The sequence below is a fragment of the Burkholderia pulmonis genome, from assembly GCF_984667975.1.
This window is the reverse complement of sequence record NZ_OZ480186.1, coordinates 856,018-880,151: the sequence shown is the minus strand read 5'-3', so window position 1 is coordinate 880,151 and position 24,134 is coordinate 856,018. Positions and strand designations below refer to the sequence as shown.

19 protein-coding genes are annotated in these 24,134 nt (G+C 68.2%); 11 read left to right on the top strand and 8 right to left on the bottom strand.

Going from position 1 to position 24,134, the window contains the following annotated elements; translation table 11 throughout:
* The first annotated feature begins 491 nt into the window (after positions 1 to 491).
* From AC5LXK_RS04070 to AC5LXK_RS04045, 6 genes are all read left to right on the top strand, one after another.
* Complete coding sequence (locus AC5LXK_RS04070; RefSeq protein ID WP_493390424.1) at positions 492 to 1,958, top strand: carbohydrate porin; 1,467 nt, start codon at positions 492 to 494, stop codon at positions 1,956 to 1,958.
* A gap of 77 nt (positions 1,959 to 2,035) precedes the next feature.
* Positions 2,036 to 3,169 carry a hypothetical protein gene (locus AC5LXK_RS04065; protein WP_493390423.1) on the top strand — a complete coding sequence of 378 codons (1,134 nt, stop codon included), beginning with the start codon at positions 2,036 to 2,038 and terminating at the stop codon, positions 3,167 to 3,169.
* 11 nt (positions 3,170 to 3,180) lie between these two features.
* Positions 3,181 to 4,479 (top strand): iron uptake transporter deferrochelatase/peroxidase subunit, encoded by a 1,299-nt coding sequence (gene efeB / locus AC5LXK_RS04060; protein WP_493390422.1) that lies wholly within the window; start codon positions 3,181 to 3,183, stop codon positions 4,477 to 4,479.
* A 65-nt stretch (positions 4,480 to 4,544) separates the two neighbouring features.
* A complete protein-coding gene (locus AC5LXK_RS04055; protein WP_493390421.1) occupies positions 4,545 to 5,579 on the top strand; it encodes an iron ABC transporter substrate-binding protein in 1,035 nt (344 codons plus the stop codon).
* Positions 5,580 to 5,581: 2 nt separating this feature from the next.
* A complete protein-coding gene (locus tag AC5LXK_RS04050; RefSeq protein WP_493390420.1) occupies positions 5,582 to 7,180 on the top strand; it encodes an ABC transporter permease in 1,599 nt (532 codons plus the stop codon).
* Between the two features lie 28 nt (positions 7,181 to 7,208).
* The gene (locus AC5LXK_RS04045) at positions 7,209 to 8,258 is read left to right on the top strand and encodes an ABC transporter ATP-binding protein (RefSeq protein WP_493390419.1); all 1,050 of its coding nucleotides are present in this window, start codon (positions 7,209 to 7,211) and stop codon (positions 8,256 to 8,258) included.
* A gap of 13 nt (positions 8,259 to 8,271) precedes the next feature.
* On the opposite strand, the gene AC5LXK_RS04040 is transcribed toward AC5LXK_RS04045, so the two are convergent.
* From AC5LXK_RS04040 to AC5LXK_RS04020, 5 genes are all read right to left on the bottom strand, one after another.
* Positions 8,272 to 8,787 (bottom strand): SRPBCC family protein, encoded by a 516-nt coding sequence (locus AC5LXK_RS04040; RefSeq protein ID WP_493390418.1) that lies wholly within the window; start codon positions 8,785 to 8,787, stop codon positions 8,272 to 8,274.
* Positions 8,788 to 8,831: 44 nt separating this feature from the next.
* Positions 8,832 to 9,464, bottom strand: a complete 633-nt coding sequence (locus AC5LXK_RS04035) for a LolA family protein (RefSeq protein WP_493390417.1) — start codon at positions 9,462 to 9,464, stop codon at positions 8,832 to 8,834.
* A 277-nt stretch (positions 9,465 to 9,741) separates the two neighbouring features.
* A complete protein-coding gene (locus AC5LXK_RS04030; RefSeq protein WP_493390416.1) occupies positions 9,742 to 12,237 on the bottom strand; it encodes a beta strand repeat-containing protein in 2,496 nt (831 codons plus the stop codon).
* A gap of 525 nt (positions 12,238 to 12,762) precedes the next feature.
* Positions 12,763 to 14,007, bottom strand: a complete 1,245-nt coding sequence (locus AC5LXK_RS04025; RefSeq protein ID WP_493390415.1) for an NAD(P)/FAD-dependent oxidoreductase — start codon at positions 14,005 to 14,007, stop codon at positions 12,763 to 12,765.
* Between the two features lie 67 nt (positions 14,008 to 14,074).
* Positions 14,075 to 14,854 carry an ABC transporter substrate-binding protein gene (locus AC5LXK_RS04020; protein ID WP_493390414.1) on the bottom strand — a complete coding sequence of 260 codons (780 nt, stop codon included), beginning with the start codon at positions 14,852 to 14,854 and terminating at the stop codon, positions 14,075 to 14,077.
* Positions 14,855 to 15,235: 381 nt separating this feature from the next.
* On the opposite strand from AC5LXK_RS04020, the gene AC5LXK_RS04015 reads away from it, so the two are divergent.
* The 5 genes from AC5LXK_RS04015 (at position 15,236) to AC5LXK_RS03995 (ending at position 20,574) form a co-directional block, all read left to right on the top strand.
* Complete coding sequence (locus AC5LXK_RS04015) at positions 15,236 to 16,198, top strand: ornithine cyclodeaminase family protein (protein WP_493390413.1); 963 nt, start codon at positions 15,236 to 15,238, stop codon at positions 16,196 to 16,198.
* Positions 16,195 to 16,989 (top strand): helix-turn-helix transcriptional regulator, encoded by a 795-nt coding sequence (locus AC5LXK_RS04010; RefSeq protein ID WP_493390412.1) that lies wholly within the window; start codon positions 16,195 to 16,197, stop codon positions 16,987 to 16,989. The genes AC5LXK_RS04015 and AC5LXK_RS04010 overlap by 4 nt, the downstream gene beginning before the upstream one ends.
* 183 nt (positions 16,990 to 17,172) lie before the next feature.
* The gene (locus AC5LXK_RS04005) at positions 17,173 to 17,904 is read left to right on the top strand and encodes a DsbA family oxidoreductase (protein WP_493390411.1); all 732 of its coding nucleotides are present in this window, start codon (positions 17,173 to 17,175) and stop codon (positions 17,902 to 17,904) included.
* Between the two features lie 130 nt (positions 17,905 to 18,034).
* Positions 18,035 to 19,474: a DHA2 family efflux MFS transporter permease subunit gene (locus AC5LXK_RS04000; protein WP_493390410.1), complete on the top strand. Its 1,440-nt coding sequence runs from the start codon at positions 18,035 to 18,037 to the stop codon at positions 19,472 to 19,474.
* Between the two features lie 311 nt (positions 19,475 to 19,785).
* Positions 19,786 to 20,574: a sulfite exporter TauE/SafE family protein gene (locus AC5LXK_RS03995; protein ID WP_493390409.1), complete on the top strand. Its 789-nt coding sequence runs from the start codon at positions 19,786 to 19,788 to the stop codon at positions 20,572 to 20,574.
* Positions 20,575 to 20,645: 71 nt separating this feature from the next.
* Here AC5LXK_RS03995 and AC5LXK_RS03990 read toward each other — a convergent pair whose 3' ends face one another.
* The 3 genes from AC5LXK_RS03990 to AC5LXK_RS03980 all read right to left on the bottom strand — a co-directional run bounded on the left by AC5LXK_RS03990 (position 20,646) and on the right by AC5LXK_RS03980 (position 23,754).
* Positions 20,646 to 21,083, bottom strand: coding sequence for a hypothetical protein (locus AC5LXK_RS03990; RefSeq protein WP_493390408.1), 438 nt, complete (start codon positions 21,081 to 21,083; stop codon positions 20,646 to 20,648).
* Complete coding sequence (locus AC5LXK_RS03985) at positions 21,083 to 21,640, bottom strand: nucleotidyltransferase domain-containing protein (RefSeq protein WP_493390407.1); 558 nt, start codon at positions 21,638 to 21,640, stop codon at positions 21,083 to 21,085. Before AC5LXK_RS03985 ends, AC5LXK_RS03990 begins: the two co-directional genes overlap by 1 nt.
* Before the next feature lie 278 nt (positions 21,641 to 21,918).
* On the bottom strand, positions 21,919 to 23,754 hold the full coding sequence (locus AC5LXK_RS03980) for a S10 family peptidase (RefSeq protein WP_493390406.1): 1,836 nt from the start codon (positions 23,752 to 23,754) through the stop codon (positions 21,919 to 21,921).
* Positions 23,755 to 24,134 lie beyond the last annotated feature (380 nt).

Sequence of the window (24,134 nt, the reverse complement as noted above, 5' to 3'; positions counted from 1 at the left end):
CAGAAACCCTTTCAACGCAAACCCTGAGAAATGCCCGCCGGCCCGGCGGGCAGGCCCGCACCCTCATGAACGCCGCCCGGCACCGGCCCGGACACATGGAAAGCACGGAGTTCTTTCGGCTCGCGACATCGCATAATGAATCGGGTAGCGACGCCGATTACGCCCACTGGAATGCGCCATCCGGCGCCCGCCGGACGCCTCCTGCGCCGCCTTCCGCAGCGCCACCGATTCGCATCGTTTCATTCATTTTCATTACACCGACATTTACGGTTTACCTCTCCACTAAACACACAACGCGCGTTACCCGTAAGCCCTTGGATTACATTCAGTAATTTAGATGCGAATCATTCTCGTTTACATTGACTTTCCCATTTGACACTCCTACGATGCGCCGCGTTGCGTTCATCTTCGTGCATGGACCGAACCGTGCCGAATGTCCGGAAAGCAGCCGACAAGCAGGACTCCAGACTAAATAGAATCAGGGATTTGATATGAAGGTTGCGTCGTTCGATGGAGACCGTATCCGTGCCCGGATGCGCCCCGCCACCTGTGCGGCCGTGCTCGCTTGCGCGTCGTTCGCGAGCGGCGCCGCGTTCGCCGACGTGCCGGTCGACGCGCAACCCGAGGCACCCGAGGCCGACCTGGCGATCCAGGCGAAGCCGACCGACCTGTGGACCGGTGTCTGGACACGCCAGAACCTGCTCGGCGACATGGGCGGCATCCGCCCGTGGCTCGGCAAGTACGGCGCAACGCTGCAGATCACCGAAACCAGCGAATACCTCGCGAACCTGCGCGGCGGCCTGAACCGCGGCGGTACGTACGACGGGCTGACGACGGCAACGTTGACGGTCGACACGCAGAAGGCGATCGGCCTGCCCGGCGGCACGTTCAACGTCAGTGCACTGCAGATCCACGGCAGCAACCTGAGCGCACGGAATCTCGGCACGCTCAACACCGCGAGCGGCATCGAGGCGCAGGACACGACGCGCCTGTGGGAGCTCTGGTACCAGCAGTCGTTCCTCGACAAGCGCGTCGATGTGAAGATCGGCCAGCAGAGCCTGGACCAGGAATTCATGGTCAGCACGTATGCGAACACGTTCGTCAACACGATGTTCGGCTGGCCCGCGCTGCCGTCGTACGACCTGCCCAACGGCGGCCCCGCCTACCCGCTCGCGGGCCTCGGCGTGCGCGTGCGCGCACAGATCACGCCGAAGCTCACCGCGCTCGCGGGCGTGTTCGACGGCGATCCGCTCGGCAACAACCCGAGCAACCTGAGCGGCACGAACTTCAATCTGCACAACGGCGCGCTCTACATCGGCGAACTGCAGTACGCGCTCAACCAGCCGTCCGACGGCGAAATGGATACCGGCCACTCGAACGGGCTGCCCGGCACCTACAAGATCGGCGTCTGGTATCACAACGGCAGCTTCGCGGACCAGAACACCGGCACCGACGGCCTGTCGCTCGCGAATCCCGCGTCGAACGGCAACGCGCAGCAGCATCACGGCAACTACAGCTTCTATGCGGTGGCCGACCAGATGATCTGGCGCCCCGACCCGACCGGCGCGAAAAGCCTCGGCGTGTTCGCACGCGTGATGGGCGCGCCGGGCGACCGCAACCTGGTGAGCTTCTCGGCCAACGCGGGCATCGTGCTGAAGGGGCCGTTCGACGGCCGCGACAACGACAGCGTCGGCCTCGGCGTCACGTACATCCAGGTCGGCAGCCATACGACCGACCTCGACCAGACCGCGCAGTCGTTCGCGACCGGCCCGTACGGCGTACGCACCCGCGAAACGACGCTCGAAGCGACCTACCAGTACCAGGTCAACCCGTGGTGGGTGATCCAGGCCGACGCGCAGTACACGTTCAACGCGGGCGCCGGCCAGAACCCGAGCGACGCGACGCAGCCGCTGCGCAACACGTTCGTGCTCGGCGCGCGGACGACGATCACGTTCTGAGCGACGCGCCCACGCCACCCGCGCCTGTCGCCCATTTTCGCGCGCCGCCCGGTCGGCACGCACCCCAGGAGACTCACATGATTCAATCCGCCCCGCTTCGCCGCCTCGCGACGGGCGCACTGGCCGCCGCCACGCTGACGGCTGCCGCCGGCGCATTCGCCGAGCCGCAAGGCTTTCTCGAGACGCTTCATCGCCACACCACGCTCGTCAACACGGTGCCGGACAACGGCGACCAGAACCCGTACGCGATCGCGGTCGCGCCGGTGTCGGCCGGCTCGATCCAGGCAGGCGACGTGCTCGTCGACAACTTCAACAACGCCGCGAACCTGCAGGGCACCGGCAGCACGATCGTCAACTACCGCCCGTCGACGAAGCAGCTGAGCCTGTTCGCATCGATCCCGCGCGACCTGAAGGCGTGCCCCGGCGGCGTCGGCCTGTCGACCGCGATGACGATGCTGAAGTCCGGCTGGGTGATCGTCGGCAGCACGCCGAGCAACGACGGCACGACCAACACCAAGGGCGCCGGCTGCCTGATCGTGCTCGATCCGCAAGGCAAGATCGCGTCGACGTGGTCGACCCCGAACATCAACGACCCGTGGGGCAACATGGCCGTGGTCGACCACGGCGACACCGCGACGCTGTTCGTCAGCATGGCCGGCTTCGGCGTCGGCGGCGCGGACGGCACCCCGCCCGTCTACAAGCAGGCAACCGTGCTGCGCCTCGACCTCGACGTGCCGGCCGGCAAGCCGCCCGTCGTCAAGCAGGAGACGATCATCGCGAGCGGCCTCGGCGCGCAGGCCGACAAGGGCGTGTTCCTGGTCGGCCCGACCGGCCTCGCGCTGTCGGGCGACCAGAAGAAGCTGTATGTATCGGACGCGATCGGCAACCGCATCGTCGAGATCGACGATCCGCTCACGCGCGACACCAGCGCGGGCGTCGGTCGCCAGGTCACCGCCGACGGTTTCCTGCGTCGCCCGCTCGCCCTCGCGACCGCGCCGAACGGTCACCTGCTCGCGACCAACGCGCAGAACGGCCAGGTGGTCGAAATCGACCCGGTCGCCGGCAAGCAGATCTATGCACGCTGGATCAACACCGACAAGGCACAGTCGCCCCCCGGCAACGGCAACCTGTTCGGTATCGCAATGACGCCCGAAGGCGACGGCTTCTATTACGTCTCGGACGACGTCAACACGCTGTTGCTCGCGAAGTAATGGAGCCAACCATGGCAGACGATCCCAACCAGCCGCCACGTCCCGCGCGACGCGGCTTCCTGAAGGCGGGCGGTGCTGCGGTAGCCGCCGGCCTCGCGGCAGCGTCGATCCCGGCCGCCAAGGCCGCCGATGCGCCCGCCGCCGCACCCGCCTCCACGCACGACGGCATCGAGCCGTTTTACGGCCAGCACCAGAGCGGCATCGCGACGCCGCAGCAACGCCACGCGTATTTCGCGGCGCTCGACCTGACGACGGCGCAGCGCGCGGACGTGATCGCGCTGCTGAAGACCTGGACCGACGCCTCGGCGCGCATGGCGCGCGGCGACACCGCGCTGCCGCTCGCCACGACCGGCAGCGACGAGGTCGCGCCGGCCGACGGCGGCGACGCGCTCGGCCTCGGCCCCGCGCGCCTGACCCTCACGTTCGGCTTCGGGCCCGGCCTGTTCGCGCTGGCGGGCAAGGACCGCTACGGCCTCGCGAAGCATCGCCCTGCCGCGCTCGTCGACCTGCCGCGTTTCAACGGCGACCAGTTGCTGCCCGAGAAGACCGGTGGCGACCTGTTCATCCAGGCCTGCGCAGACGACGCGCAGGTCGCGTTCCACGCGGTGCGCCAGCTCGTGCGCCTCGGCGCGAAGGCGACCCAGATGCGCTGGGGCCAGGCCGGCTTCACGTCGGGCAAGCCGGGCGAGACGCCGCGCAACCTGATGGGCTTCAAGGACGGCACGATGAACCCGTCACGCGACGATCCGGCCGCGATGAACGAATTCGTGTGGGCCGGCAGCGAAGGCCCCGCATGGATGAACGGCGGCACCTACACGGTCGTACGCCGGATCCGCATCACGCTCGAACACTGGGACAACACGGAGCTCGGCTTCCAGGAGCAGGTGGTCGGCCGTCAGAAGTACAGCGGCGCGCCGCTCGGCCAGAAGCACGAGTTCGAGGCGCTCGACCTCGACGCGGCCGACAAGGACGGCAACTCGGTGATCCCCGACAACGCGCACGCGCGGCTCGCGTCGCCGCAACTCAACAACGGCGCGCAGATCCTGCGCCGCGCGTATTCGTACAACGACAGCACGAGCTTCTACATCGAACGCTGGCCGCCGTGGCGCCAGCAGACCGAGTATGACGCGGGGCTGATGTTCGTCGCGCACCAGCGCGACCCGCGCAAGGGCTTCATTCCGATCAACGAGAAGCTCTCGAAGCTGGACATCATGAACCAGTTCACCACGCACGTCGGCAGCGCGATCTTCGCGTGTCCGCCGGGCGCGCAGCCTGGTTCGTACATCGGCGCCGCGCTGTTCGAGGCATGACGGCGCGCAACACAAGCAATGGCACTCCTTCCCGGCCCGGCCGGATGCAACCTGCTAATAACGACATGAACACTTCTCCCGTTAGCCGCCCGCTGCGGCACCTGATCGCCGCGGCCTCCGCCACGCTGATGCTGACCGGCGCGCTGCACGCCACGCACGCGCATGCCGCGACGCTCACGCTGTACAACGCGCAGCACGAACAGCTCGTCAACCAGCTCGTCAAGGACTTCGAAGCACAGAGCGGCATCACCGTGAAGGTGCGCTCGGGCGAAGGCCCCGCCATCGCCGCGCAGATCGTCGCGGAAGGCGACCGCACGCCGGCCGACGTGTATTTCACCGAGAATTCGCCGGAACTCGTGCTGCTCGACCGCAAGGGCCTGCTCGCGAAGACCGACGGCGCCGCGCTGCAGGCCGTGCCCGCGCGCTTCAACCCGGCCGACGGCAACTGGGTCGGCGTGCTCGCGCGCGAGAACGTGCTCGTCTACAACACCGCGAAGATCCAGCCGCAGCAACTGCCCGCCTCGCTGCTCGATCTCGCGAAGCCGGAATGGAAGGGCAAGGTCGGCATCGCGCCGAGCGATGCGGACTTCCTGCCGCTCGTAAGCGCGGTACTCGCACTGCACGGCGAAGCCGCGACGCTGCAATGGCTGAAGGGCCTGAAGGCCAACGCGCAAGTGTTCGACGACGACGAAGGCGTGACCGCGGCCGTCAACCGCGGCGGCGTGCTGACCGGCATCATCAACAACTACTACTGGGACCGCCTGCACGCCGAACTCGGCGACAAGTCGACCCGCAGCGCGATCCATCACTTCGGCAACGGCGACGTCGGCGCGGCCGTCAACGTGTCGGGCGCCGCGGTGCTGAAGGCATCGAAGCACCAGCCGGAAGCGCAGAAGTTCGTCGCGTACCTCGTCAGCGAGCGCGCGCAGAAGCTGATGGCGAATGGCCACATCAGCTTCGAGTATCCGCTGCATCCGGGCGTCGCCCCCGATCCGATCCTGAAGCCGTTCAACGAACTGAGCCCGCCGTCGCTGACGTTCGAACAGCTCGGCGACGACAGCCAGGCCGGCAAGCTGCTGCGCCAGGCCGGCCTGCTCTGACCATGAGCGACGCCGTGTCAGACACGGCACGCAGCGCGCGTGACGACGAGCGCACCGCGACGCGGCGCCGCCCGTCGCGCGCACTCGTCGCCGCGGCCGCCTGCGGGCCGCTCGCGATCCTGCTGCCGCTCGGCTTCACGCTGTACCGCGCCGCAACGTTCGGCCTCGACGATGCGATCGAGCTGCTGTGGCGCCCGCTCGTCGGCGAACTGCTCGTCAACACGCTGTCGATCACGCTCGCCGCGACGCTCGCGTGCACGCTGCTCGGCACCGCGGTCGCGTGGTTCATCGAGCGCACCGACCTGCCCGCGCGGCCGCTGTGGACCGCACTCGCCGCGGCGCCGCTCGCGGTACCGCCGTTCATCACGAGCTATGCGTGGGTGTCGCTGAGCCTCGACCTGCAGGATTTCTTCGGCGCGCTGATCGTGCTGACCTCCGCGTACTTCCCGCTCGTCTACCTGCCCGTGGCCGCCGCGCTGCGCGAGCTCGATCCCGCACTCGAGGAAAGCGCGCGCACGCTCGGCTGCTCGCCGTGGCATACGTTCTTTCGCGTGGTGCTGCCGCAGCTGCGCCCCGCGCTCTGCGGCGGGATGCTGCTCGTCGCGCTCGGCGTGCTGTCCGAGTTCGGCGCCTTCCAGTTGCTGCGCTTTCGCACGTTCACGACCGAGATCTACGCGGAATACCGCACCGCATTCGACGGCGGTGGCGCATCGCTGCTCGGCTGCGTGCTGATCGCGCTGTGCCTGCTGTGTCTCGCGATCGAGGCACGCGCGCGCGGCCATGCACGCTACGGCCATACGCACCGCGCCGCCCGCCGCGTCGCGATGCGCTACCCGCTCGGCGCTCTGCGCGGCCCCGTCACCGTCGCATTCGCCGCGCTCGCGGCCGCGACGCTCGGCGTGCCGCTCGCGATGATCGGCTACTGGCTCACGCAACAGGGCGCGGCGGCCGTCACGCCGGCCGACGTGTCGCCCGAGCTGCTGTGGCAGGCCACGCTCGCGTCGTCCGGCTACGGCCTGACGGCGGCGGCCGTCACGACGCTGCTCGCGCTGCCGCTCGCGTTCCTGCTGGTCCGTCATCCCAGCCGCATCGCGACGTTCCTCGAACGCACCGCGATGACCGTGCAGGGCGTACCCGGCATCGTCGTCGCGCTCGCGATCGTATCGATCACGGTGCGGCTGCTGCAGCCGCTCTACCAGAGCGCGCCCGCACTCGTCGGCGCGTACGCGATCCTGTTCCTGCCGCTCGCCGTCGTCAGCGTGCGCGCGGCGCTGTCGCACGTGCAGGTCCGACTCGAGGAAACCGCGCGCGCGCTCGGCCTCGGCTGGCGTGCGACACTCACCCGCGTGGTGCTGCCGCTCGCTGCGCCCGGCCTCGGCGCGGCCGCGACGATGGTGTTCATCTCGGTGGTGACGGAACTCAACGCGACGCTGCTGCTGTCGCCGATCGGCACGCGCACGCTCGCAACGCAGGTGTGGAGCGATACGGCGACGCTCGCGTTCGCAGCCGCAGCCCCTTATGCGGCGCTGCTCGTCGCGCTGTCGCTCGGCGCGTCGGGACTGCTGTTCCTGCTGCTCGGCCGCGCGTCGGTACGCGACTGAGCACCGCTCTATTTCCCCGGAACCGCCCATGAGCGAATTACGCATTCACGGCCTGTCCAAATCGTTCGGATCGCATACGGTCCTGCACGACATCGACCTCACGGTGCGGCGCGGCTCGCGCCTCGCGCTGCTCGGCCCGTCCGGCAGCGGCAAGACGACGCTGCTGCGCGTGCTGTGCGGTTTCGAGCGCGCCGAGCGCGGCACCGTCGAGATCGACGGACGCCGTGTGGCCGCACCCGACGTGCACCTGCCGCCCGAACAGCGCCGGATCGGCTACGTGCCGCAGGAAGGCGCGCTGTTTCCGCATCTGTCGGTGGCCGACAACATCGCGTTCGGGCTGCCGCGCGCGGCGCGCCGGCGCCATCATCGTGTCGACGAACTGCTCGAGATGGTCGGGCTGCCCGCGTCGTACGCGAGCCGAGCGCCGCAGCAACTGTCCGGCGGCCAGCAGCAACGCGTCGCGCTCGCTCGGGCGCTGGCGCCCGAACCGTCGCTCGTGATCCTCGACGAACCGTTCTCCGCGCTCGACACATCGCTGCGCCACGAAACGCGCAGCGCGGTCGCAGACGCGCTCGCCGCCGCCGGTGCGACATCGGTGCTCGTCACGCACGACCAGCCCGAGGCAATGACGCTCGGCGACGAAGTGGCGGTGATGTGGCAAGGCCGGCTCGTGCAGACGGCCGCGCCGCAGACGCTGTACCGGCAGCCCGTCACGCGCGACATCGCGTCGTTCGTCGGGCAGGCCGTGCTGCTCGCGGGCCGCGTACGCGACGCGCGCATCGCGTGTGCGCTCGGCGAGCTGCCGCTCGTCGCTCCGCTGCCCGACGGGCCGGCCGACGCGATGCTGCGTCCCGAGCAGATCGGCATCGTGCCGGTTGCGCAGGCCGGCGCGGCGCCCGGTCATACGGCGCGCGTCGAGGCCGCGCAGTTCGCGGGCCAGGATGCCGACGTGCTCGCGCGCCTCGATGCCGATCGCGACGTACTCGTCCGCGTACGCGTGCCGGGACACCGGTGCCCGGCTGTCGGCGAACGCGTGGCGCTGGTGGTGGACGGTGCCGTGATGGCGTACCCGCGCTGAACGGCGCGGATCGTCACGCGTCGGCGCAGCCCGCGCCCGGCAGCGGCCGGAAGGTGCGGCCCTCGGTCTCGACGGCCGCCCCCAGCCGCCGCGCGAGCCCCTTCGCGCCTTCGCGCATCACGACGTCGTGGTTCCATCGGAACAGCGGCCGCGCGACAGGCTCCAGCCAGTTCATCCAGCGTACGTGCGTGCGGATGTGCCAGTCGTAGCGCACGACGGTGCGCGCACCGTCGGCGGCGAACATCCAGCGTCCGTCGCCGTCGATCGCGCCGCTCGCGCGGCCTTCGAGCGCATGCGGCCGCTCGACGCGCCGCACGCGCATGTCGAAGGTCAACCGGTAGGGCAACGCGCCCTTCCACGTATACCGGTGCAGCGCACCGACACCGTGGGCGTCGCCAGGCTCGAGCTCGACGGTGCGCACGGCGCCCTTCCACCAGTCGGGCCAGCGGTCGACCTGGTAGATCGCGTCCCAGACCGCCGCGAGCGGCGCGTCCACGTGCCACGTCGTCGAGAACCGGTATTCCGCCATGCAGCCTCCGGCATGTGCGTCAGGGATTCGAAGCGGCGCCCCCGTCAGGGCGTGAAGAAGCGCTCGGGAAACGCGACGTCGATCTCCACGTCGTCGAGCGTCACGGTTTCGAGCGGCACGTCGTCATCGTCGGCGAAGCTGACGACCTTCAGCGGAAAGCCGTCCTCGGTGTCCAGCCACAGCCGGTAGCGATGCACGCCATCGACCACGTGCGCGGGCGCGCCGGTGACCGATACGCGCAGCGCGTTGCGGCCGCCGACGGTCTCCTCGCCTTCGGTCACCGTCGCGCCGCCCTGTTGCAGCGCATGAACGTTGCGCAGCAACTCGCCGACGTCCGACCGGTCGACCCGGTGGCCGCTGCGGTCGCGCACGAGCGGATTGGATGGCGACAGCGTCAGCGCGGGCGGCGCATGCGCGCCGAACGGCCGCAGCCGCACCTTGCCGTCGCCGGGATCGTACGCGAGCACCGCGCCGTGATGCGGCGACACGAAATCCATCCGGACGAAGCCCGGCTTCAGGTACGCGTAGCGGATCTCGGTGTGTTCGCCGCCGCGCGCCGACGAGCGGATCGTCGCGCGATACGAGCGGACGTGATCGAAATGCGCCTGGGCGACGGTCACGGGGTCGGCTGTCATGCTCGCTCCTATCAGGCTCGCGGCCAGCAACGCGGCAAACACTGTGCCTCCTCGACGCCGGGCGCCCGCTTCATGCAATCGCAGCCGTTGCGGGCTGGAACGCGGGCCGGCGTGTTGCCCGTCACCCGCGGCCGCCGCGGGCGGAACGGAAAACCGGCGTCATGATGCCGATTATCCGCCGCACTGCCGTCACGCGGGTCTCATGATGTCGTCGATGCCGTCACCATGAAAAAACGCGGCACGACATCCCTGTCATGCCGCGTTGCGCGACCCGTTGCGCACGACGGCCGCGAGCGCGCCGCCGTGCGTGTCCGGCGGGTTACTTCGGCAGTGCGCCCGTCAGCGACTGGAGCAGCGACGTCACCGGTGCGAGCGGATTGTTCGCCGAATTGGCGCCCGAATGAGGCGTCACGGACAGGCCCGGCGCGGAACCGAGTGCCGTGCCCACCGACGTGCCGACCGCATTGACGACCGTCGCCGTCGAGTTGGCCCCCGTCGTCAGCAGCGAGCCGACCGCGCCCGCCGTGCCGCCGGCTGCATTCGCGCCCGAGCCGAGCAGGCTGCCGCCTGCCGCTGCCGTCGAACCGGCTGCGCCCGACAGCGCGCCGGCCGCCTGGCCGAGGGCTGCCGGACCGCCCGCGAGTGCACCCGTCACCGAGCCGAGCGCGCCGGTCAGTGCGCCGGCCGGGTTGCCGCCGCCCGTCAGGCCGTTCACGAGATTCGTGATCGGTGCGATCGGGCTGTTGCCCGCCGCGCCCGACAACGTGCCGACCACCTGGTTCACGACACCTTGCACCGGCGCCAGCGGGTTGGAACCGCCGAGGTTGCCGAGCGCGCCCGTCACCGAGTTCAGCGCGCTCGTCAATGCACCGGCCGGATTGCCGCTGCCGAGCGTACCGACGACCTGGTTCACGACACCCTGCACCGGTGCCAGCGGGTTGGTGCCGCCGAGCGTGCCGACGACCTGGTTCACGACGCCCTGCACCGGCGCCAGCGGGTTCGAGCCGCCGAGGTTGCCGAGCGCGCCCGTCACCGAACCGAGTGCGCCGGTCAGTGCGCCGGCCGGATTGCCGCCCGGCAGCGCGTTCTGCAGGCCGTTGACGAGGTTCGTGATCGGCGTGATCGGACTGCCGCCGCCTGCACCCGACAGCGTGCCGACGACCTGGTTCACGACGCCCTGCACCGGCGCCAGCGGGTTTGCACCGCTGAGCGCACCCGTCACGGAGTTCAGCGCGTCCGTCAGCGCACCGGCGGGATTGCCGTTGCCAAGCGTGCCGGCGAGTTGCGTGACGACGCCTTGCACCGGCGCCAGCGGGCTCCCTGCGCCGCCGACGTTGCCGAGCGTACCCGTGATCGTGTTGACCGCGTTGCTCAGTGCGCCGGCCGGGTTACCGCTGCCGAGCGTGCCCGTGACCTGGTTCACGACGTTCTGGATCGGCGCAATCGGGTTCGCGCCGCCGCCGAGGTTGCCCAGTGCGCCCGTCACCGTGCCGAGTGCGCCGGTCAGTGCGCCGGCCGGGTTACCGCCACCGATGCCGCCCAGGGCACCCGTTACCGTGCCGAGTGCCCCGGTCAGTGCACCCGCCGGGTTGCCGCCGCCGATGCCGCCCAGGGCACCCGTTACCGTACCGAGTGCCCCGGTCAGTGCGCCCGCCGGGTTGCCGCCGCCGATGCCGCCCAGGGCACCCGTTACCGTGCCGAGTGCCCCGGTCAGTGCGCCCGCCGGGTTGCCGCCGCCGAGTGCGCCCGTCACCTGGTTCACCACACCTTGCACCGGCGCGAGCGGATTCGAGCCGCCACCGATGCCGCCAACGCCGCCCAAGGCACCCACGGCACCCAGAGCGCCCGTGACCGTGCCGACGGCACCGGTCAGCGCGCCTGCCGGATTGCCGGCGCCGAGCGCACCCGTTACCTGGTTCACGACACCCTGAACCGGCGCCAGCGGATTCGAACCACCGCCAATCCCGCCCAATGCGCCCGTCACCGTGCCCAACGCGCCCGTCAGTGCACCGGCCGGGTTCCCGCCGCCGAGCGCGCCCGTCACTTGATTCACCACACCCTGGACCGGCGCCAGCGGATTCGAACCACCGCCGATACCACCCAGTGCGCCCGTCACCGTGCCCAACGCGCCCGTCAATGCACCGGCCGGATTGCCGCCGCCGAGCGCGCCCGTCACCTGATTCACCACACCTTGCACCGGCGCCAGCGGATTCGAACCACCGCCGATCCCGCCCAGTGCCCCCGTCACCGTGCCCAACGCGCCCGTCAGTGCACCGGCCGGATTGCCGCCGCCGAGCGCGCCCGTCACCTGATTCACCACACCTTGCACCGGCGCCAGCGGATTGGCCCCGCCGCCGATCCCGCCCAGTGCCCCCGTTACCGTGCCAACCGCATTGCTCAGCGTCCCCGTCGCCGTGTTCAGCGCGCCCGTCAGTGCACCGGCCGGATTGCCGCCATTCAGCGCCCCCGTCACCTGGTTCAACACGCCCTGTACCGGCGCGAGCGGCTGCACCGTGCCGCCGCCACCGCCGAGTGCGCCCGTCACCGCCCCCACGGCGCCCGACAGCACTTGACCGGGATCGCCCAGCGACGTCTGGATCGCACCCGCCCCACCCGCCGCCACCGTAACCGAGCCCAACGGCGACGTGCCCGTCGCGACCAGCCCGACCGACACGCTGTTGGTCGGCGGATTGACGATCACTTGCGGAATCGGCAGCGCATCGAGGGCCCCCGCCATCGCGGAACCCGAAGCCAGTACCCCGAACACCGTCGCGACCGACAGCGCCACACCCGTCAATTTAAGATTTTGTCCCATCTTTATTTTCCCCATCTCGGTTGGCACTACGTTGATAAAGCATGGGGACGGATTGCACGAAGCGTGCCAATTCAAAAAAGCGTATTGATTCGTCTGCTCATTGACGGGCAATAACGCTTTTTTAATCGGTTTCAGAGGAAATACGCAGGCCGGGAAGCCTTAATGGTCTGATGAAAAAGAGCATCGGCACATCGATGTAACGTAACGTTTGCGAGCCCCGTAGTAACGTGTTCCGGTACATCGCGCGTAACGCCGGAACGCCCGATCGCGATGGCGCCCCATACCGTCACGGCCGGCTGCCCATTACCCGTTTCAGCAATATGAAAATGCATTGATTAATCGCGAATTTGTCGATTTTATTTATCTCGCGATATTCTTTCTTGCCGATTACGCAGATCATTTCCGCTTGCGTGGATTTCGATAATCCTGACGATGAAATGAAAAACTGTGAAGTGCGCGCATTGCCGCCGGCGCGTGCGGAGCAGCGCACGCCGGCGGCCGACGCCGCATTGCCGTGCGACAGGTTCAGCCGAAGCGCGCGGGCCGATAAGGATGGGGATCGATATAGGTCGGCGCGCCCGTCATCATTTCGGCAAGCAGGCGCCCGGTCGCGGGGCCGAGCGTGAGCCCGTGGTGGCAATGGCCGAACGCGAACCACAAATGACGATGACGCGGCGCAGGCCCGATCACCGGACGCATGTCGGGCGTGCACGGCCGCATCCCGAGCCAAGGCTCCGGATCGAGCCGTTCGCCGATGCCGAATGCATCGCGCGCCAGCGGCTCGGCGCGCGCGAGCTGCACGCCGGTCGGCGGCGCACCGCGCAGTGCGATCTCGACGCCCGTTGTAAGCCGCAGGCGGCCGCCCTCCATCGGCGCGACGACGAAACCCTCCTCGGTGTCGCACACGGGCACATTCAACGGCGTGCGCGTCGGCTGGTAATGCATGTGATAGCCGCGCTTCGCGCGCAGCGGAATCCGGTAACCAAGCGGCGCGAACACGTGATCGGACCACGGCCCGAGCGCAACCACGGCCGAGCGTGCCGAGATCGGCCCGTGTTCGGACCCGACCTGCCAGCCGCCGTCCACCTGCACGAGCGTCTTCGCATCGCCGAACGCGAACGTGCCGCCGTCGCGCTCGAACAGCCGCGCGTAGGCCTTGGTCAACCCGCCCGGGCTCGACACGGTCTTCGGGTCCTGCCAGTGGAATGCGCCGCAGAATGCGTCGCCGATGCCGGGCTCGCGCGCGCGCAACGCTTGCGCGTCGAGCACGGTCATCCGCAGCCCGTGCGCGTCGGCCACACGCTGCTGCGCACGCGCTTCCGCGTCGAACAGCACGGGCGAACGGAATGCCTCGATCCATCCGCCGTCGTGCACGAGCGGTTGCGCGTCGGTGCGCGCGAGCAGTGCGTCGTGCTCGACGACGCTCGCCGCGACGAGCGGCAGCAGGTCGCGCGCGGCGGCCGCGAGCCGCTGCGGCGACGATTCGCGCCAGAAGCGCGCGAGCCAGCCGGCATACGCGGGTAGCGCGCGATAGTCCCAGTACAGATCAACCGAGCGGTTGCGCGCATAGTGCAGCAGCGTGCCGAGCCGGCGCGGAAACGCATACGGCACGACCGAAGAGCGCTCGATCAGCCCCGCATTGCCGTGGCTCGTTTCCTCGCCGGGCGCGCGCCGGTCGACGAGCGCGACGCGCAGCCCGCGATCCTGCAGGTGCAGCGCCGACGACACGCCGACGATGCCGGCCCCCAGAACGATGACGTCGAAATCCATGGTTCCCCGCCCTGCGTCGAGATTCGATGCGCCGCGCGCCGGCGCCACGGCCGGCGCGCGACGGTGCTTACTTCGCGATGATGTCGCGCTTGAAGTACTTCTGCGACAGCGCGCTCAGCGTGCCGTCCTTCTTCAGCGCATCGAGTGCGCCGACGATCTTCGCCTGCAGCGCCTTGTCGTTCTTGCGCATCCCGAAGCCGGTGCCCTCGCCGAGCGTCGCCGGATCCTTCAGCGGCTCGCCGACGATCTGGTAATCGCGTCCGGCCGGCTTGTCGAGGAAGCCGTCCTGCGCGGTCTGCGCTTCCTGCACGGCTGCGTCGAGACGCCCCGCGACGAGATCGGCATAGATCTGGTCCTGATCCTGGTACGACACGACGGCCACGCCGGCATTGGCCCAGTGCGCCTTCAGGAAATCCTCCTGCGACGAGCCCTGCAGCACGCCGACATGCTTGCCGCGCAGGCTCGCGATGTCGGGTTTCAGCGGCGAGCCGTGCTTCGCGACCATCACGATCGGCACCACGTAGATCGCCGGCGTGAAGTCGATGCTCTGCTTGCGCTTCGCGGTGATGTTCATCGCCGAGTTGATCGCGTCGAACTTGCGCGCCTGCAGCGCCGGAATCAGGCCGTCGAACGAATTCTCGACCCACACGCATTTCATGTTCAGCTTCGCGCACACCGCGTTGCCGATGTCGACGTCGAACCCCTGCAGCTGACCGGCCGGCGTCTTGCTCTCGAACGGCGGATAGGCCGCTTCGATCCCGAAGCGCAACGTGGTCTGTTCCGCATGGGCGGTGACGGCCGCGCATGCGAGCGCCGCGGCGGCGCAGAGGGAAAGCTTCCAGTTCATGACGGTCCTTCCGTTCTGGATTGAGACGATGGAGATCGGTCGCACGACGCCCCTGGCCGGGCGCCGGATCGGCATTCGATGCAGATGGCCGCCGCGTGGCGACGCATCGTGTCCTGCACGCGAAATATAGACTCAAAGTCTACTATAGACTATAGGGGATACGAGAATCCTGCGCCTGTCTCGCTCCGCCAAAATTTCGAAGACCACCATAATTGCCGTTGATTTCACGGCATTTTTCATAAAACCGGCACCGACACGAAGCCTCGAAAAAGAAAAAACCTCCCTATTTCATTTGTCTATATTAGACTTTTCGTCCATCACGAACATCGCCGGACAGCGTCTTTCGAGACTTTCTGTCCAGCACCGACCGGAGATGTCCCCATGACGCAAACCGTCCCGACCCTGCCGCTGACCGTCGACGAAGCCGCCGTGCGCACGGCGCTGCCGTCGCTCGACGTGCTCGGCACGCTGCGCCGCATGTTCGCGTCGCTCGCCTCGGCGCGCGCGGTGCAGCCGCCGCAGACGCTCACGCTGTTTCCCGACCAGGCCGGCGATTTCATCACGTATCTCGGTGCGCTCGCCGACGCGCAGGTATTCGGCGCGAAGCTGTCGCCGTACGTCGCGACCGGCGGCAAGCCGATCGTCACCGCGTGGACCGCGCTGATGTCGATGCAGACCGGCCAGCCGCTGATGTGGTGCGACGCGGGCCTGCTGACCGTCGAACGCACGGCCGGCACGACGGCGCTCGCAGTCGACTGCCTCGCGCCGCGCGACGCACGCCATCTGGCGATCGTCGGTGCGGGCGCGGTCGGCCTCGCCCACCTGCGGCACACGGCGGCACTGCGCGACTGGGAGACGATCCGCGTGTACTCGCCCGCGCTTGCCGGCGATGCCGCGCAACAGGCGACGCTTGCGCAGCTCGACCCGCGCGCACGCGCAGCCGCGAACGTCGAAGCCTGCGTACGCGACGCGGACGTCGTGATGCTGTGCACGTCGTCGGGCACGCCCGTGATCGGCGACGGAATGCTCACGCGCCCCGCGCTCGTCACGTCGATCAGCACGAACGTCGCGCGTGCGCACGAAATCCCGCCCGCGTGGCTGCCCGACATGGACGTGTACTGCGACTACCGGCACACGACGCCCGCGAGCGCCGGCGAGATGCAGATCGCGACGGTCGACCACGGCTGGGATGCCGGCCGGATCGTCGGCGACCTGCCCGCGCTCGTCGCCGGCACCTGCGCAGCGCCGTCGCGCACGCGTCACGCGTTCTTCCGCTCGATCGGCCTCGGGCTCGAGGACATCGCGATCGCGCACGCGCTGTACACGCACCTGACGCGCACATGAGCGGCATGCGCACGCGGGGCCGATACAATGGCGCAACCGCCGCGGCGGCCGCGCGCGGGCGCACGGACATGCCGGCCACCGGAGCGCCGGCACGCCGGCCCGGTGCGCTGCCCGGCCCCCGTCCACCCGAGATGGCGACACCGATGCGCAAGAAGAAATCCCCGGTCAAAGACCTGCTGCTCACCCGCTATGCGCCGATCGCCGACGGTATCGCCGCACTGTTCTTCCCGTACGCGGAAGTCGTGATCCACGACCTGCACGACCAGACCGTGCTGTATCTCGCGAACAACCTGTCGAAGCGCGAGATCGGCGACGATTCCGCGCTCGAGGAAATCGACCATTCCGCGCGCGAGCGCGTGATCGGACCGTACGAGAAGCTGAACTGGGACGGCCGGCGCATGCGCTGCGTCAGCAACGTGCTGTTCGACGACGAAGGCCGCCCGGCCGGGATGATGTGCATCAACTTCAACATCGCGGTGTTCGACGAGGTGCGCGCGACGCTCGACCTGTTCATCAAGGGCGCGGGCGTCGTCGCGCAACCCGACGAGCTGTTCCGCGACGACTGGCAGGAGCGCATCAACACGTTCCTGCACGGCTGGCTGCGCGAGCGGCAGGTCGGGCTGAACGGGCTCACGCGCGAACTCCGGCGCGAACTCGTCGAGGCGCTGTACGCGGAAGGCGCATTCCGCGGCAAGAGCGCGGCGAACTATGTCGCGAACGTGCTCGGGATGGGGCGCGCGACGGTCTACAAGCACCTCAAGCACCTGAAGGAAACCCGGGGCGACGCGTAGGCGGACCGCGGCGGGCGCTGCGACGGCCCGCATCGGTCATCGCTACCGGGACGTCGTTTCCATGTCTATGCTTCGTGATACGCCGGCCGCGGCCCCGTTCCGTGCGGATCCTCGCATGGCGAAGCGTCGAAGCCATAAAATGATATAGTCTCGGTTACACTTTTTTGCCGCCCGGAACCGCCCATGACGACCGCTCCCGCCCCGACTGCCCGCCCGACCCTGACCGTCGAAATCTGGTCCGACCTGATCTGCCCGTGGTGCTGGATCGGCAAGCGCCGCTTCGACGAGGCGCTTGCCGCGTTCGCGCACGCCGACCGCGTCGACGTCGCGCTGCGCGCGTACCGGCTGATGCCCGGCCAGCCCGTCGAGCCGGTCGAGGCGATGCTCGCCGGCAAGTACCGGATGGCACCCGCGCAGGTCGACCAGATGCTGCGTCAGGTGACCGATGCGGCCGCGAGCGTCGGGCTGCGCTACGACCTGCCCGGCACGCTCGTCGGCGACACGCTCGACGGCCACCGGCTCGTGAAGCTCGCGGAAGCGACGGGCCGCGCGCACGCGCTGACCGAGCGGCTGTACCGCGCGTATTTCTGCGAGCACGGCTCGCTGTTCGATCATGCCGAGCTGACCGAATTCGCGGTCGAAGCCGGGCTCGAGCGCTCGGCCGTCGAAGCCGTGCTGCGCAGCGACGCCTACCGCGACGAAGTCGAAGCCGACATCGCGCGCGCCGCGCAGATCGGCGGCCGCGGCGTGCCGCTGTTCGTGTTCGGCGGCCGCTACGCGGTGTCGGGCGCGCAGCCGGCCGACGCATTCGCACAGGCGCTCGACCAGGCATGGCGCGACGGCATCGTCGAACTCGACGGCAGCGACGCGGCGGCCTGCGGCCCCGACGGTTGCGAGCTGCCGGCGCGCTCGTAACGCGCGCTCCCGCCCCGGCGCGTTCCTCGCGCGCCACTACGCGACGCTCCTGCCACAAACCGGCAGGAAGCCCGCGCCGATGACGTCTACAATGCATCCTTTCAGATAACTATCAGAAGGCTGCAAGCCCATGACCCACGGGATCCACGGCGAGAAGCGCTGGTACGCGCTGATCGTTCTCTGTCTCGGCGTGCTGATGATCGTGCTCGACAGCACGATCGTGAACGTTGCACTGCCGTCGATCAGCACCGACCTTCATTTCACCGAAACGGCCCTCGTGTGGGTCGTCAACGCGTACCTGCTGACGTTCGGCGGCTGCCTGCTGCTCGGCGGCCGGCTCGGCGACCTGTACGGCCAGCGGCGCATGTTCCTCGCAGGCCTCGTCGCGTTCACGCTCGCGTCGCTCGCCTGCGGCCTCGCGCAATCGCAGGCGATGCTGATCGCCGCGCGCGCGGTGCAGGGGCTCGGCGGCGCGGTGGTGTCGGCCGTGTCGCTGTCGCTGATCATGAATCTCTTCACCGAGCCCGCCGAGCGCGCCCGCGCGATGGGCGTCTACGGCTTCGTGTGCGCGGGCGGCGGCAGCATCGGCGTGCTGCTCGGCGGGCTGTTGACGAGCTCGCTGTCGTGGCACTGGATCTTCCTCGTCAACTTGCCGATCGGCGTCGCGGTCTATGCGATGAGCGCCGCGCTGCTGCCGCGCATGCGTGCGCCGGCCGGTACCGCACGGCTCGACGTCGCGGGCGCGATCACCGTGACCGCGTCGCTGATGCTGGCCGTGTACGGGATCGTCGGCGGCAACGAGGCCGGCTGGCTGTCGACGCAGACCGTCGTGCTGATCGGCGCGGCCGTCGTGCTGCTTGCGCTGTTCATCGCGATCGAGTCGCGCGCCGCGCATCCGCTGATGCCGCTGTCGCTGTTCGCCGCGCGCAACGTCGCGCTCGCGAACGCGATCGCGGTGCTGTGGGCGGCCGCGATGTTCGCGTGGTTCTTCCTGTCCGCGCTGTACATGCAGCGCGTGCTCGGCTACGGGCCGCTGCAGGTCGGCCTCGCGTTCCTGCCGGCGAACCTGATCATGGCCGCGTTCTCGCTCGGGCTGTCCGCGCGCATCGTGATGCGCTTCGGGATCCGCGGCCCGATCGCGGCGGGCCTGCTGATCGCGGCCTGCGGCCTCGCGCTGTTCTCGCGCGCGCCGGTCGACGGCGGTTTCGTGTGGCACGTGCTGCCCGGCATGACGCTGCTCGGCATCGGCGCGGGCGTCGCGTTCAACCCGATGCTGCTCGCCGCGATGAACGACGTCGACCCGGCCGATTCCGGGCTCGCGTCGGGGATCGTCAACACCGCGTTCATGATGGGCGGCGCGCTCGGGCTCGCCGTCCTCGCGAGCCTCGCCGGCGCCCGCACCGACGCGCTCGCCGCCGCGCAGGCCACGCCGCTCGACGCGCTGAACGGCGGCTACCACGCGGCGTTCGCGTTCGGCGCGACGTTCGCCGCGGTAGCCGCGCTGATCGGGCTCGCACTGCGCATCCGGCCGCAGTCCGCCATCGAAGGCGCCGGCTCCGCGATGCACTGACCGGCGACAGGCAACAAGCCGGCAACCGGCATCGAACCGGGCGCGCAGTATCGCGCCCTTTTTTAAGCGCGCTGGTTGCGCGACGTATGCGCCCGGTTCGTTCCCGTCTTTCAGGCCAATGGCCATCCTCGCCCCCCACCGAAGCGCGAACGCCCTTTTCACGCCCGCCTGGCCGCCCGCCGCACGGGCCTGCCCGGCCGATTTTTAACGCAGTCGTACATCGACCCGTCACTTTTGCGACAATGGCGGACTTTGACGCGCGCGCCGCAGCCGCGCGCCGCCGCCGAACGCCGCATAACCGCCCGCTTCCGATGTCGCTTCCTCATATCGATCTGCTGTACTCCCTGTCCGGCCTGTTCGTCGGCATTCTCGTCGGCCTGACGGGCGTCGGCGGCGGTTCGTTGATGACGCCGATCCTCGTGCTGCTGTTCGGCGTGCATCCCGCGACGGCGGTCGGCACCGACCTGCTGTACGCGGCTGCGACCAAGGCCACCGGCACGCTCGTCCACGGCATGAAGGGATCCATCGACTGGCGCATCACGGGCCGTCTCGCGGCGGGCAGCGTGCCGGCCGCGGCGCTCACGCTGTGGTGGCTGCACACGCACGGGATGAACGCGCCGGGCACCGCGCGGATGATCCAGCTCGTGCTCGGCATCGCACTGCTGCTCACGTCGCTCGCGCTGATCTTCCGCCCGCAACTCACCGCGTTCGCCGCGCGCAACCCGCTCGCGCCGAGCCCCGCGCGTACGCTGTGGTCAACGGTGTTGACGGGTGCCGTGCTCGGCGTGCTCGTGTCGATGACGTCGGTCGGCGCCGGCGCGATCGGCGTAACCGTGCTCCTGCTGCTGTATCCGACGCTCGCGACGACCCGCATCGTCGGGTCCGACATCGCGCACGCGGTGCCGCTCACGCTGATCGCCGGCATGGGCCACTGGCTGCTCGGCTCGGTCGACTGGTCGATGCTGCTGTCGCTGCTGCTCGGCTCGATGCCCGGCATCGTGCTCGGCAGCCTGCTGTCGGCGCGCGCGCCCGAGCGGCTGCTGCGCAACCTGCTCGCCGCGACGCTCGTCGCGGTTGGCGTGCGGCTCGTGCTCGCATAAGCGGCTTCCAGCATCCCCTAACGAAAAACGCCGTCACGGCCCCCCTGTCTTGACGGACTTCCAGGCGGATCTCACGACACACCGGTCAGCGTACGTGCGACTGGCAGGTATTTCGCCAGGATGGCCAGCATGGTGGCGGCCTCTGCTTTCGACACCGGCGGAAACGGCGAAACGTCCGACGTACCGTTGCGCCGCTCGTGTGCCCTCGTGATGAAGGCAAACTCCTGGGCACTCACGCCCAGCGAAGTGGATACACGCTGGATGGCCAGGTTACGGCCGGCATCCTTGGTTCGCACCTCGTAGAACTCCAGGATGGCCTGTACTACCTGAAAATAGCCCTCGTAGGCCAAGGTAAATACCTGCAGATGCCGGGTGGGATCCAGTTCGTCGGCGGTGGCCTTGTAATCCGCGGCGTTGCGCAGGAAGCCCTCTATTGCCCCGGGTGTCGGCGCAACCGCGTCAAAGGCTTTCGTCTTGATGAGGTTTTCGTATTCGGGTGGGCGCGACATCAGAGAATCCTCAACGTGGGGCCTTGGGCGATCTGCGCGATGACTGGATCGGCATCTACCAGCGCAGCCCATTCGGCGGGCTCGTATAACGAGAAGTTGATGGGGCGCAGCAGATCCTGCTCGGTCGCGTGCAGGGCTTCGGATAGCTCAAGGAGTCGGACGTTGCCGATGACGATCAGGTCGATGTCGCTGCGGCCGCTATCGGTGCCCTTGGCGACCGAGCCAAACACGAAGGCCGTAGAGATATGCTCGGCAAAAGGCGACAAGGCTTCCTTCAACGGCTCCGCTACGGCAAACGACTTTCGTGCGATCTCGACCAATTCCGGATAGAGGATGAATGCGGTGTTCGCGCGGATGCTCCGTTGTCGTCCTCGTCGGGCATCCTCCTCGAGTACGCCAGCCTCGATCAGCCGGTCCACCTGCTTTTGAGCACTCCCACGCCCGCTGTTTGCCAGACGCAACAAATCCTGCAGCGTAAAACTGCGGTCGGGTTGCAGTAGCGTGGCGCCCAGCACGCGCTGCATGCCGGGCGTAAATAGAAAATCAGCGAGACCCACAAAATCCTCAAATTGGGGATGATCGTCCCTATTATGAGGATATTTATGAAAATCCTCAATAGAGGGCTTTTCGTCCCCCTTTTAAGGATCGTGCGACACCGTCACTCGTGCCTTGCGGCCAACACGCGTCGCCAGACAAGACGATGCCCCGGGAGTCCATGACTCGCGGGGCATCGTAAAGCACTCTACTGCGGCGCCACCACCGCACGCGGCCCGAAGTGCCGGGACGCATGACCGGTGCGTTTTTCACGTCAGGCGGCGTACGCCGCCCGCGGCGCTTACTGCCCCTGCTGCTGCAGCTTCTGTTGCTTGAGCTGCTGCGTGCGCGCCTGCAGCTTCAGCACGCGTTGCAGTGCGGTGCGGTTCGCGAGGATACCGTCGTAGAAGTTGGCGAGATCGCCCTTCAGCGCGGTCCGCGACGCGTCGTTCAGGTAGATCATGTGGCCCGACGGGTAGTTCTTGATCGTCAGGTTCTGTGCCTTGAGCGTCGGATCGAGCGGCATCTGCGCGAGCGTCAGCTCCGTCTGGTGGAACGGCGTGACGGCGTCGAAATAGCCGTTCGCCGACAGCACCTTCAGGTCCGGGTTCACGCTCATCGTCGATGCCAGGTCGCCGGCCGTGTACAGTGTATTGCCGCCGCCCTTGTTCGCGCCGGTCGGGTCGATGTGGCTGAAGTCCCAGTTGTTGAAGACCTGGTCGTTCAGGTCCACGAACGACGACGTCGACGTGTACTTGAGGTCGGTGTTGATGTAGCTGTTCCACAGCACCGTGTACGCGCCGCCGACGTTCGTGATCGACGGATCGTTGCTGCCCGAGTTCGGCAGGATGTACGGCGCGATGCCCTTGCCCGTGAAGTTCGCGCGACCGTCGTACTGGCCGATCTGCGTGCCCGGCACGACCGTCAGGAAGAACGTGTACGGCGGGTTGTCGTCCGACGACGGCACGTTGCCGAGCGCGGCCGGGTTGCCGAACGTCTGGATCAGCGACGTCGGATCCGTGCCGATGTACGAACCCATCTGCTGCGCGGTCTGCAGGTTCAGGTTCAGCCGCACGTTCACGAAGCCGCCGTCCTGCGGGTTCGGCTTCTGCGCGAGCGGGGCGAGCGTGTTGTCCGCGTAGTTGCGGGCCTGGATCATGTACGCGTCGAGATCCGTCGGCGTCGGGTTGAGCGTCGTCTTCTTCCAGTAGAACGCGTCGGCCGCGAGCGTCGGGAACGTGCCCGGCGCGGACAGCGAATTCGCGTAGTCGAGGATCGACGACTGCAGCGTGATCCCGTTTAGGTCGATGCCGTCCTCATGCAGCACCCACGACACGACCGCGCTGCGCGCGGTGCCGTACGACTCGCCGTACAGGAACTTCGGCGAATTCCAGCGCGAGTACTTGGTCAGGTAGCGCTGGATGAAACGGTCGATCGAACGCGCGTCCTGGTCGGTGCCCCAGAAGTCCTTGTTCTTCGCCGGGGCGATCGCCGTCGAGTAACCGGTGCCGACCGGGTTGATGAACACGAGGTCGGTGCGGTCGAGCAGGCTGTCCGGGTTGTCGAGCAGCTTGTACGGCGCGGGCGGCGTGAAGTTCGGGAACGACGACTGCAGGCGTTTCGGCCCGTACGAGCCGAGCAGCAGGTAGACCGACGACGAGCCGGGACCGCCGTTGTAGAAGAACGTGACCGGGCGCGGCTTCGACGGGTCCGGATTGTCCTGCGTGTACGCGACGTAGAACATCTTCGCGTTCGGGGCCGACGTGGTCGGATCGATCGTCGTCAGGTGGCCCGTGGTGGCCGTGTACTTGATCGTCTTGCCGCCGATCGTGACCTGGCGGTGCACGACCGCGGCGCCTTCCGTCGAATCCGTGACCGCGTCGTTCGGCCCGGTGCCGTACACGTCGGTGTCGACGTACGGCTGGTCGGCCGCGGCGGCGGCCGTGGCGTTGGTGCTGGCCGACGTACTGCCGCTGGACGTCGCGGCCGCGGCGGCGGCCGACGCGGACGGGCTGGGCCCGTCGTCACCGCCGCACCCCGTGACGAGCAGTGCTGCGGCCGCTGCTGCGGCGAGCGGCATGCTCAAAGTCGTTCCGAATAGCGCGAAACCGTCTTTCAAGGACTTCCGTGTCGTCATTATTGCCTCTCGAACAGAACGATAAATACCGCCGGTCGCAAAGGATCATTTGCGCCGGCGCTCCGCACCGGGAATGCATTCGTTATGCGACGCACTCCGAGTTTTTTACCGAGTCGGCAAATACCGATCGGCATGATTTACCCCACCCATTTTTTTGCAACCGCACAATGGAATTCGCTCCATTGCAAACGACAATTCAATAATCCGCAGCAATGCGAATTCATTCCGCGGATTCTCATCCACACAAAATCGACGGCAAAACAATGCCCAGCAAAGCCCGCCCGGCAAGGCGCCTTCGCTTGAAAAAGACGAACAATCCCCCTCGGCGAGATACCGATTAATCGCGGAACGGCGATCAATCGCGGCTCGAGCCGATTTAA